8 protein-coding genes are annotated in these 11279 nt (G+C 44.7%); 4 read left to right on the top strand and 4 right to left on the bottom strand.

The window, feature by feature from the left end:
* Together QUB77_RS22455 and QUB77_RS22450 are read left to right on the top strand one after the other, a co-directional pair.
* Positions 1-202: hypothetical protein (locus QUB77_RS22455; RefSeq protein ID WP_333323520.1), on the top strand; the 202-nt coding region annotated here is incomplete at its 5' end.
* A gap of 379 nt (positions 203-581) precedes the next feature.
* The gene (locus QUB77_RS22450) at positions 582-1670 is read left to right on the top strand and encodes a pentapeptide repeat-containing protein (protein ID WP_333323517.1); all 1089 of its coding nucleotides are present in this window, start codon (positions 582-584) and stop codon (positions 1668-1670) included.
* Between the two features lie 280 nt (positions 1671-1950).
* Here the strand turns inward: QUB77_RS22450 and QUB77_RS22445 are convergent, their stop codons facing one another.
* The 4 genes from QUB77_RS22445 to QUB77_RS22430 form a co-directional block, all read right to left on the bottom strand.
* Entirely contained in the window at positions 1951-4671 is a 2721-nt protein-coding gene (locus tag QUB77_RS22445) for a glycosyl hydrolase family 18 protein (RefSeq protein ID WP_333323514.1), read from the bottom strand.
* A gap of 491 nt (positions 4672-5162) precedes the next feature.
* Positions 5163-7862, bottom strand: coding sequence for a hypothetical protein (locus tag QUB77_RS22440; protein ID WP_333323512.1), 2700 nt, complete (start codon positions 7860-7862; stop codon positions 5163-5165).
* Between the two features lie 8 nt (positions 7863-7870).
* Positions 7871-9292, bottom strand: coding sequence for a hypothetical protein (locus QUB77_RS22435; protein ID WP_333323510.1), 1422 nt, complete (start codon positions 9290-9292; stop codon positions 7871-7873).
* Positions 9293-9649: 357 nt separating this feature from the next.
* Complete coding sequence (locus tag QUB77_RS22430; protein WP_333323508.1) at positions 9650-9883, bottom strand: hypothetical protein; 234 nt, start codon at positions 9881-9883, stop codon at positions 9650-9652.
* A gap of 497 nt (positions 9884-10380) precedes the next feature.
* On the opposite strand from QUB77_RS22430, the gene QUB77_RS22425 reads away from it, so the two are divergent.
* Positions 10381-10971 (top strand): ParA family protein, encoded by a 591-nt coding sequence (locus QUB77_RS22425; protein ID WP_333323506.1) that lies wholly within the window; start codon positions 10381-10383, stop codon positions 10969-10971.
* Positions 10968-11219: a CopG family transcriptional regulator gene (locus tag QUB77_RS22420; protein WP_333209942.1), complete on the top strand. Its 252-nt coding sequence runs from the start codon at positions 10968-10970 to the stop codon at positions 11217-11219. The genes QUB77_RS22425 and QUB77_RS22420 overlap by 4 nt, the downstream gene beginning before the upstream one ends.
* Positions 11220-11279: the final 60 nt, after the last annotated feature.

Here is an 11279-nt window from a genome sequence, read left to right as displayed (position 1 = left end):
GCAAGTCAGAGAAACCAGTATCCACAAAACTTCGGGATTTTCAAGTTATTTTTTTCATACCCTGATTAAGCAACGCCGAGACTTATTTGTTACGTTTGTTAATATCATGTCCTCGGAATGCAGGTATCTCGGCTGTACCCCAACTTCGCATCCGATCTTGAAGAAGTTTCTACACGCGCTGCTGCATGAGGCACAGCAGTAAAACCTGGGGCGTTACAAATAATCTTGGCTGAAGCACAATTGTGATGGTAGTGAACTCTGGCGTTTGGTGTGGAGGAACGCACAGACTGGCATTTTTCCCGCCCTAGGTTCTGCAATGTGCCACCACCAATAACAAGAATTAGAAGGGCTGAGAAATACAGTTTTTTATGCAGGACTGCTCAATACATCGGATGCAGATATTCAGAGAATGTTTCTATATTGGCTAGATGAACTTACAAGCTGGCATTTGATGTTGCTCAGGTATTTGCACGAAGGTACTTATAATGCAAACCAACGGCAAATTGGAGAGGGGGCAGACAGAATTTTCTCAATTTTGGCTTAGAATAGGCTGGCAAAATTCTTACTGCGGGTAATTCAGGATGTGGCACAAAAAAAGTGTTTGGTGGATATTGGGAGGATTGGGAGGAAGTGCGATCGCTATCTTTGCCCTAGCCCAACTTTCCCACTGGCACCGTCTGCGTAGGTATGAGAAGATTCTTGAATTGAGGGCGGTGCAATGGAGCGGTAAAAACTTAGCCGGTGCCGATTTTTCTCGCCAAGTTTTCCGAGAGGCAAATTTATCAGAGGCGAACCTGCGACGGGCAAACCTCCAAGGGACAGACTTCTCTGGTGCCGCTACTCACCTGATTGATACTGACTTGCGCTCCGCAAATTTAACCAATGCTTTGCTCTCCTATACTCAGGCTACCAGAGCCAATTTCTCTGGGGCAATCCTCCGTTCGGCAAACTTAAGCAACGCTAGCCTGAATGGTGCGCGTTTTAGAGATGCCAATTTGCAGGGAGCGATTATGATTGGAGCAAAACTGGTAGGAGCTGACTTCAGCGGACTCAAGCACGATCCGGCTTATCTCGATCGAGCGGATTTGACCGATACGGGTATTACGAGTTTTCGCGATACACGGCTTTGCAACGCCACCATGACAAATGGCGCAATTTCTAAGCAGGGTTGCTTTTGGCCTTCATACGATTTGAAGAAAGCAGCACAAGCTGGGGATTGGCGATGGATGGATTCGGCAATCAGCAATCTATTTAAAGAGGCGGTGATTTCAACGGATGCCTTGGCACTTAAACAAACTGTAGACGAGATTACACCCGAACAAATCCGCTCGATGCCCTGTAAACATCTCAAAACTCTAGATCAACTTTGGCGACAAGCAAGCGGTTCAAGATTTGGGTTCGGCATTCAGCGCCAAATTTGGGAAAGTCCTCAAGTGAATCGAGATTACACCAAGTTTGGAGAAGCTGTGGGGTGGAAGCAAAACGGAACCTGGCTCAAATTTAAGGATTTAACCACTAAACAGTCCACTTCCAATAGCAGTGTTCTTCCAATCGGTCATTTTCCCTGGCACTCTTGGCAAGTCCTGGAACCTACTAAGATCGAGCCTACTCGCTTTCGCCGTGTGGGATTTGGGGAATGGATGGCACAGCTTAAAGCTTGTAAAATTTGACGCCAAGAAAGGCAATCGGGAATTCTTACCGGGCGGTCTAGATACCCCTCTTCTGCCACTAAGCGAAAGAAACAAATAAAAGTTCACTCTCATTGATCAAGTGAGCTTGACGAGGCCTAACCATATATCCAGCTCGGGTTTGAGAGATTTTGTTCTCTTATACTTTGGCGCAAAAGTGACATAAGAGTGACATCAGAGTAATATAGAGGAATAAGAAATGAGACGATATCTGTATAGGAGCACCATTAGCACTACCACACAGTAAAATTTAGGCTCAATGTCAAGTTAAGTATTCGTGAGCATGATTGATTAAGGACTCATTATGACTACTGGGAAGATCGCTAGAAACATCCCAGAAGAACATTCCCCCTAAACCCATGTTTTTGATATAATTAGTTTTGAGCTCTATTGATTGACTATCTTCATAGGTGCTAAAGAATCCTCCTTCAACGATGGGACTATAAATATAAGGAACTTTAGCCTCATCGTCCCAATACCTAGTATAGTTTTCTGGTTGAGTTTCTAACCGATTGTAAAGATCATCGTAGTCTAATACTCCATTTTCCCAAGTTCCTGTTGCTGCACCTGTAGCGGATTGAAAAAGTCCTCCATTGCTACTACTATTAGAAACCCCAGACCAAGCACGTCCATAAAGAGGTGCACCTAGAATGATATCTTGAGGATCTACTCCGGCTTGTAAATAAGCCTCAACGGCAGAATGAATATTCAATGTATCAACGATTTCTGCTGCTGAAGGAGCATTGGGATTAGCAAATAAAGCGGCTTGATGGTTCGTAGTATTTGGTTCCCAAGTCGAGCCATGAAAATCATAAGCCATGAGATTGAAAAAGTCGATATATTTCGAGACTTCTTGCAATTCTATATTTTCAATATTCTCCAAACCGGCGGGAGAAGCAATGCTGAGTTGATAGTCTCTCCCATCAGTAACTTCTTGTATTTTTATTTGTTCGTCCAACTCCGCTAGCAATAGAGTGTAATTGTGCTTGTCATCAGAGCTATCGTTAACTTCTTTATTAAGACGATTAGGGGCAAGAGTTTCCACTTCAGCTAAAGAAGCTCCTCCTTCACCAGGGTATTCCCAGTCAATATCAAGACCGTCAAATCCATATTCAACCATGAATTCAACCGCCGACTGAGCAAATTTTTCTCGTGATACCTCTGTAGAGGCTACTGTAGAAAATGGGCCACTAAGAGACCATCCTCCGATTGAAAGCATGAGATGTAGATGAGGATTTGCGGCTTTGAGTTTTTGTAATTCAGCAAAATTTCCGGCTTCGTTTGCCTGTGATTGTTCATAAGTATATTTTGCTTCACCTGTTGCTTCATTGAGGAAAGGAGTTTGGGTTGCTGCCCAAGTATCAAAGATTGCCACTTCTCCATTTTGATCGATTTGGGCAAAACTGTAAAAAAGATGGGTGAGCTTATCAGCAGGAATATCCTCGACCTGGAAATCACGACCATATATTCCCCACTCAGGAAAATAACCACCTATAACATAATCCCGGTCAGGAGCATCACTACTACTTACTAAGTGAGAGTGGAGTTTCTTCTTTGTTCTAAAATCATAAGTATTATTTAAGTAGTCAACAACTTGCTTGGTTTCATATCCAAAGGTATCATAAAAGTCAACAGTGACAAAATTGGGAAGCTGATTAGGTTTTTGATTATTCCCGGAATCTAATCCGTCTTCTATTCTCTTTTTGATTTTGTTAAAATCATTATCTATCTCCGATGAAACCATATCAGGAAGCACAGAGGGTGCTTGTATTCCAAAGTGATTGAAGACATATAGTTTAGGATAAGATTTATATTTATAAATACCATTGTCCCATCTTGATTGAAGTCCATCATTTTCATATACATTCTGTATAATGTACTTTCTGTCGTAAGCTACTCCAGAAAGCGTCCCATTATCTTCCCTGCCACTAAAAATAAGTAATCGCTTATTCTCCTTAACCATTTCGGAGATTAAAGGCCATTGTTTTGCACTTTCTATATTCTCATTAATTAATATTGTATTAGGATCATCATAGTCAGGATCAAATAATAAATTATTTATATTAGGAACTTTTTCTAGTTCTTGCTCTAAATTCTCTTTAGTAGTGTAATCCTCTAAAAAAATAGTCACTATTTCTGAGGGATTTTGATTGAGAAAATCTACAATTTCATTTAAGGTTTGATGAAGTCGTTTTGTTGGACGCGAAGGATAAGTCGCGCCAGCTATCCAGCCAAGTTTATCTACTCCATGCAATAAATATACTCCAGGTTCGGGAATCACCTTAAACACGTCTCCAGAGCCTGGTTCCTTGTAATATGTATCCAACATTAAGCCTCTTACACCATCTGCAAGTTGCTGAGTAATTGTCTGGCGCTGGTTAGCTGAGAGCCAACCATCTGGGAGAGTAACATGGGAATTATGGGTTGTTAAAAAAGCATATTCATTATATCTAACTCCTTTTGGTATGACGCTATTCTGTTCAATTCCAATCATCTGACCATCCAACATCACAGTTGCAGTATCATCCTCAGCTCGTAAAACCTCTAACTCTTGCTGGCTTAAACTCTTTCCTTGCACTAACCGGGCAAAAATATCTCCTTCATCTCCTGCTGCATCTGTTAAATTAATTTTGGCGTCTATATAATGGCCTATTTCTTCCAGCAGCACATTAACAACTGCTTGAGGATTATCAATATTTGCCTCAATAAATTCTTGTGCCAAATAAATCTTACCTGTATCCGCAGAATATGCTCCAGATGCCCCATTTATTTCAGTAGTGCTACAGATTTTAACAGAAGGTAAATTGGTGAAATTTCCATTACTAAAAGTTAACTGCAACTCCCTTTCATCAATCTCTTCGCCAAAAGCTATACTAATACTGTTTCTGAAAATAAACTCATCTCTTGCAAACTGCTGCAATGTTTTTAAAGTGGTTTGCATAGATTTGTTAACCAATAATAGAAGTGAATTTTGAACAGCCATACGGTTATCCTCAATGATTAGTTATATTTGCGATCAAAAAAGGTTATAGCTTGAAGCAATTTAGCATAACAGGTACGGAAGAACCGTCATCCTTGATGGATTGGGATCTTCAAAAACCCGTCGGCAAAGTTAATATCGGATAGTACAACCACTATAGAAGGACAAATCCAATAAGGGGACTAACCCATTCATTAGTTGTTTAGCTAGCCAAAAGTACAGGTGTGACTGATACTGAGTTGGAGCAAACCTAAAGTTTCATTATTTGCTTACTAGAGATAAACGCTGGGTAGAAGAAAGGGGTTTTTCCTAGGGTATGTACCTGTTTAAACTCTGGACTGACCAAATAGTTAGTTATCAAACTTTACGTTTAAACGAAACTTCCCCCGCACGCGAGACAAGTTCCAATTAAGTAACGGTTTTTTGCTCCAGAAGCCTATCTTTCTTGCCCCCACTTTTAGCGGATATTATTCCTAAACTTGGGAAATGTACAATTAAGGTGAAAGACCGAAGTCTTCCGGTTCCCACAAACTCGATGCCGCGCGACCGAACATGAGGACATCCTGAATTTGTTCCTCGGTCATGCTTTCATCGAACAGCCAAACTTTAGTGGTGGGGATGCCGGTTTCGCCGTCTCCTTTCGTCCAAATCTTCATAGTTCGAGTTTCACCAATCGCAACTTTAGAGCGGTCTGCTTCTGCAATAAATCCCAGCGGATAGAACCCGACTAATTCAGCGCTTTGGGGGTACATCAAATCTACGGCTAGCGTGGGGACAATCTTGCCGGTGCGGGGAGCTGCCCAATCCCGCAGCACGACTCTAATTTGAACCGTGCGTCCTTTCCACTTAGCCTTCGACCAATGGTTGGGCTGTTGTTTGTGGACGTTGTAGACCTCGAAGAAACTGGGCGGGTCTGGGTTTTCTTTAAGTTCGGCCATAATTTCATCGGGGAATAGGTTGAATACTAAGGAGCCAGAACTTCTCGAATCTTCTTTGACCGTATGGCTGGCCCGCCAGTAAGCTGCTGCCCAAGATTTAACGGTGTAGGGAGTGCCGTCTGTTTGAGTGACTTGTTCGATGGCTGCATCTCTTAAAGCTTGATACTTAAAGGCCACTTCGCGGATTCTAGTAGTGTCGCCCTCGTTTTCTTCTTTCCAGGCGATGGCAGCGCTCATTTCCGAAGCATACCCGTTTCTTTGCTGGAATGCGTAATTTTGTTGAGCCTCGGATACCGATACTGCGGAAAAAAGCGAATTCGCAAAGGAGGTAAGGTTTAAATTAGTTTCTAGCTGGGCTGGTTGCCAATAGCTGTTTACCAACCGAACGAGCCGAGACACTGTATCAATCGCATCGGGTGCTACGCTGCAAGGTCGGCTCAAATAGCAATCATCCTTTTTAAAATCAGAGAGCCACGGAATTTGAGCTGCATCACCGAGGCCGTTTAAATAATCTCCCACTGCTTTGAGTCCTGCATCGTTGTTGGGATACGCCGATTTGAGTGAATCAACAGCGATTTGGAGCTGCTGGGAAAGGAAATCGATAATTGCCATTTCTTCGGGTTCTGTTTGTCTCCCGCCGGGGGGAATCATCAGCACTATCCCTTCAACTCCTGCACCCCTAGCTCGTCCCATCAACGATGCGACAATGCCCGTGCTGTCGTTCATGCTGTCGATCGCTACTTGTTGGAGGTTGCCTGCAAGGGGAACCTTGGGGAGTTTCTTTACCTGCGGTGGTTGGGAGAAATTGGCGATCGCATTGCGGAGATTCGGATATTCAGTCGAGCGAATCAGTTGAATAAAATCTCCGTCTGTGTCCCGTCCCAGATTGAGCAGTAACTTCCGAGAAGCGGCCATCAATCCACCACCCTGGGCGTAAGTACCCTCGTGTACGTTTTCCCACAATTGGCAATCACCCCAGTGGCGCATGGGGTTGCAGAACACGATGTACTCACCCGTTGCCATGCCGGGGGCGCAAAACACTTTTCTGCTAAAAATTGTATTTCCGCTAGCGTCGGTAATTTCGTACTTCGCAAAATATTCATCGGGCTGTGCCATCAGCGACCAGAACCTAACTCCTGCAGCTTTCGCTAAATTCAACCAAATTACTCTCAGACGCTCTTTAACCTTGGCGATAATATAGGGGTGAAGCAGCAGTTTTCCGCGCACGTCGTATTTGATGATTTGCATCGCCGTGTTGACATATTCCGCCTCTGATTGCAGCCCTTCATTGCCCTGCTGTATTTCCTGCTCTGCTTCATTTTGGTCGATTCTCAACAACTCGGCTAAGTTTTGAATTGAGTTGAGAGCGCCGACTAAACGCTCGCATTTATTAATTAAACGGCTGATGATTCTGTCTTGTTCTAGCGTTTCGTAATCAAACCACTGAAATAGCATCCACCCTGCTTTTGCGGTGCGCTGCTCTGCCTCAAATACCAACCCGCACAGCAGTTTATCCGTATAGTTTCCTAGGGCTGGTTTGTTACCCTTCAAGGATGATAGGGGAATTACCAAATCAAAACCTGAATCATCGAGTTCGGGATTGTAGGCGATGGTACCTTTGGCTACCCATTGTTTGAATGAGGCTATCCTAAATTGGAGCGGAATTTCTGGATTAGGTTCAATCTCGGTTTCCACTGTTCCCGCTCCCAGCAATTCCATAAAATAGCGAGAAGCTTTACCGTGGCTGTCCCCGGTTTTCCAATGCCGTTGATTGGTCGGGTCATCTTGCGGATTGCCCTGAGCATCTTTTAGTTCATCATCAACCACCACATAATTGAACTTTTGAGCTACTAAATGTTTGCATCCGGTATGCAGGATGCTACCATAAATAATTCGCTTCCATTGGTCTGTTCCTTTAGTTCCGTAGTAGCTCGAACCCACGGGCGCTAAGTTAAAGGTGAATCGACCGCGATTGCGGGAGTTGCTCGCTAAATCTAGGGTGTAGCGCTCTTTATCCGCAACGAATGGATTTAACAAAAATGGGTCTTTTGCAGTTTCCGGGATTTCTCCGATACAGAATCTTTCCTTACCCGCATCTTGGTGCAAGCCTGAAAGCAGGGTATTTCGGAGAGTTACTTTAGGTTTGGTTGACCAGCTTTGGGCGACGCAATCCCACACCGACCAAACAGCAATTGTGGAAACCATCGCTACGCTTTCGTCAATCCAAGAATAAGTTAATTTATAATCGGTAGCCATCTCAGTAATTATTCCCAATCAAAAAAGCCAAATTGTCCTGATGCTATTCTCGCAATCTTATCGGCTCCAAGTGCTGCTGCAATTGCTTCGTTTCCTGACACTTGAACAGGAGAGTCGGGGTTGGTCAAAATGTAACAAACCGCATATTCTTTTTGGCGATCTAAACCGACTCCGATAATGCGTTCAATCGGCAATCGAGCTTCAGAGATTAGGTCTTTAGCGCAAGTTTTAAACTCTTCTAGGATTTCAACTCGATTGGTGTCAATCATGTGCGCCTGGGTTAAATTAAACTTGCCGGGTACATCCCTCAGTTCGGCAAAAGTATACAGCATATCCGCCAATAAAAGCTTATTCCGCATGGCTTGAATAATGATCACGGCTGCTCCGATTATCGGTGTTGCCCAAGCCATTAGGTAAGCCCAGCCACTCGCTTGCATCCCAGTTGCTCCAAAGAGTTTGGGTAGTAAGGATTGCCCTGCCTTCAGGGCGGAAGCGGCTAAATATCTCGTTGCATTAGCACCAGCGCTACCCATTACTTTCAGGACAATCGACACTACCGTATTCGTGAGCGCTGGTAGCAGTGTAGCTGGGATGTTCACCGCTTTGAGGAAGAAACTGCTCAACAACCAACTTGCAATTCCAGTGAGTACAGTTGCAGCTCCTGCTACTGTTGCTGCACCTCCAACAGCAATAGGAACTATGGCATTAAGAACAACGGGCGCTTTCCGAAAGGTGGAATGTATGGAAAGGTCGAACTGTGAGCTAATTTCATAAGGATTCATGGCGATAATTGGCGGGATATTCCCAGTTTGCATAGCTGCTATCCCGGCTTCTACTTTTCTGAGTCTGGCGCGGGCGTTGCTTCTGGGATTGCCTTGGAGTCCTTCAATTAAGGCTAAGAGTTCATTTTTCAGCTCTTCTAGCTTGGTGATAGCGTCGTTCTTCCACTGCTCTATTTGCTCAGTTGCTGTTGCTCCTTGCTGTTGAATTGAGGCGATTTCTGCTTCGATGGCGGCTACTTTTACCGAGAGTTCGGGCAAGTTGAGTGATTCGTTGTGCGCCATAACCGAGGCTTCGTAAATCGCTTTTTCGGTGTTGTTAGCGGCAAGTTTGGCTAACTCAACTTGAGCTTTACCCGCTAGGTCTTTGTGAACTTTGCTATTAAAAGCTTTGTTGATGCCGTAAACCGTTTCTAGAAACACGAGATTGCAATCAAGCACCGTCGCTCCTAAATCTTGGGAAGCGGTCAGTAAATCCTTAATCCCTCCCATCACTGGGTTTGCCATAATAAATTGGAGGTGAGGCAGACTAAAGTACCATTCTTGACCCTCGTTTAGTGCTGTTGTAACTGCTTCGGATATTTGTAAGATTTCTTTATCGATCCAGATATTGTTACTAATCTGGTCGCGTAGGTAATCGAATTGTCCCATGATTTTAAGTGGAAAGCTCCTTTTCCTAATTTAACGAATATTTCATTCATTTACTACTTCAATGCGTTCTCATATTGGACTATCAATTAGCCCTTATACATCCTGCATAACTATTAATGAATGTTACTACCAAGCAAATTCACATCAATGCGAGTATGGGCTGAATTGGGATGCACGCTCTTTTATAAAAACTAACCTATTTTCTGTGCTTTGGTATGCAGGGTTCAATCCCTGATTGGCCGGATGGTTCGTGGGCCAGCCACTATGCCACCAGCCCGCTACAAGATTTTGATGGTTTAGAGAAGTTTTTCGCTACCTTGATGCCGCTAAAACGATCGCTTTTACCCGTCCACCTCCTTAAGCCCCTCTTCCAACAGCATCCGCACTCTGGTCCACTTTCTTGCGCCCCGTCTTTGCAGCCAACATAGACAGTTTGCGGTGCAGAGTTTCGGACATATCCACGGTAAACCTGACCGTCGCTTCTTTATCCGGTGCTTGCAGTTTGCTCATCAGGCTAGGCTCCTTTGATTGAATGGGTACGGGGTCTGGTGCAGGTACTTCCGGTTTGGGTGTTAGCGTTAGCGCTGGCAATGCAGCTTCCGGTGGTGGTGATGTTGGTGCGTTGGTGCTGGCGATGCAGCTTCCATCAAAAGACTTTGGCTCGTTTTAGCGCCCAGGAGCGTGTAACAGAAAGGTTGAGGGCGATTTCCTACGGGATAGCTTCGCTAGGCGCGCTCATCTCCAGATACCAAGTGCATAAATCTTGAATTACTTACCCAGACATCTAGACGTTTAGATGATTAAATCAACCGCAGGTGATGCGACGATGCGACCCACGACAGTATCACACATTCGAGAGAGCGCATAGGGGCAAACTCTTGCAGTGCAGCAACTGCTTGATTTTTGGGAAGATCCACCGCCTCCAATCACCTGTAACCGAGCGCTACGTTGTTATCGTTAATTAGCCGAGCCAACCCGCACTATAACTCGCTCAATACGGCATCGTTTTAAACGTTCAATCATTCAAATGTCTAGACATTTAGATGATTAACAGATAAAGTTGAGTTAATCAACGTAGCGATAAACCTATGATCGTGACAATCGCCTCATTCAAGGGCGGAGTCGGAAAGACAACTACAGCACTGCACTTAGCAGCTTACTTGCAAACCAAAGCGCCCACGCTTTTGGTAGACGGCGACCTCAACCGCAGTGCTTTGGATTGGGCAGCGCGGGGTTCCCTCCCGTTCAAAGTGGTGGATGAAAAGCAAGGAGTTCGCTTTGCCAGAGATTACGAGCACATCGTGATAGACACGCCTGCCCGACCAGACCCCGATGAACTCAAAACTGTAGCTGAAGGTTGTGACTTGCTGATTTTGCCCAGCTCTCCCGATGCGATGGCCCTCACCGCTATGGTGCAAATGGTGGAAGCTCTGCATTCCCTAAACTCGAATTACCGCATTTTGCTCACCCTCATCCCACCTGCTCCCAGCAAAGTCGGGATAGAATCTCGGAGAACGATCGAGAAAGCTCAGTTGCCGATATTTAAAGCTGAGGTCAGGAGGCTGGCGGTATTTCAAAAAGCAGCGCTGGCAGGGGTTCCCGTAAGTGCTGTCAAAGATGCCTACGCCAAAGCTGCTTGGGGTTGTTATGCCGCTGTCGGTAAGGAGATATTGCCATGAGCCGCTTTGATGATTTACTGAAAGCCAAGAAACTCAAGCCTGGGGAACCTGACCTCGAACCTGCACCAACTCCGGCGTTACCCAAAAGCAAAGACCCAAACTTTGTCAGGGCCACTGTTTATTTGCCCAAACAAATGCACCGCGACCTCAAATCTGCTGCCGCACAGTCAGGTGAAGAAATTAGCGAGTTGGTTGAAAAGTCCGTCGCTCAATACCTCCAGCAGCTTAAGGTCAACAAAGACATTTGAATGCTTGGACGTTTGAACGTTTGGACGCTTGAATATTTGTCTTATCTGTTGCAGTTATCT

This window comes from Microcoleus sp. AT9b-C3 (assembly GCF_036705485.1).
Lineage (GTDB): Bacteria > Cyanobacteriota > Cyanobacteriia > Cyanobacteriales > Microcoleaceae > Microcoleus.
The sequence above is the reverse complement of the archived record's forward strand: the minus strand, read 5'-3'. Positions and strand labels throughout refer to the sequence as shown.

Excerpts from the sequence above, each read along its gene's own strand:
- QUB77_RS22450 (WP_333323517.1), top strand. The coding sequence starts at position 582 with ATGTGGCACAAAAAAAGTGTTTGGTGGATATTGGGAGGATTGGGAGGA.
- QUB77_RS22445 (WP_333323514.1), bottom strand. The coding sequence starts at position 4,671 with ATGGCTGTTCAAAATTCACTTCTATTATTGGTTAACAAATCTATGCAA.
- QUB77_RS22440 (WP_333323512.1), bottom strand. The coding sequence starts at position 7,862 with ATGGCTACCGATTATAAATTAACTTATTCTTGGATTGACGAAAGCGTA.
- QUB77_RS22435 (WP_333323510.1), bottom strand. The coding sequence starts at position 9,292 with ATGGGACAATTCGATTACCTACGCGACCAGATTAGTAACAATATCTGG.
- QUB77_RS22425 (WP_333323506.1), top strand. The coding sequence starts at position 10,381 with ATGATCGTGACAATCGCCTCATTCAAGGGCGGAGTCGGAAAGACAACT.
- QUB77_RS22420 (WP_333209942.1), top strand. The coding sequence starts at position 10,968 with ATGAGCCGCTTTGATGATTTACTGAAAGCCAAGAAACTCAAGCCTGGG.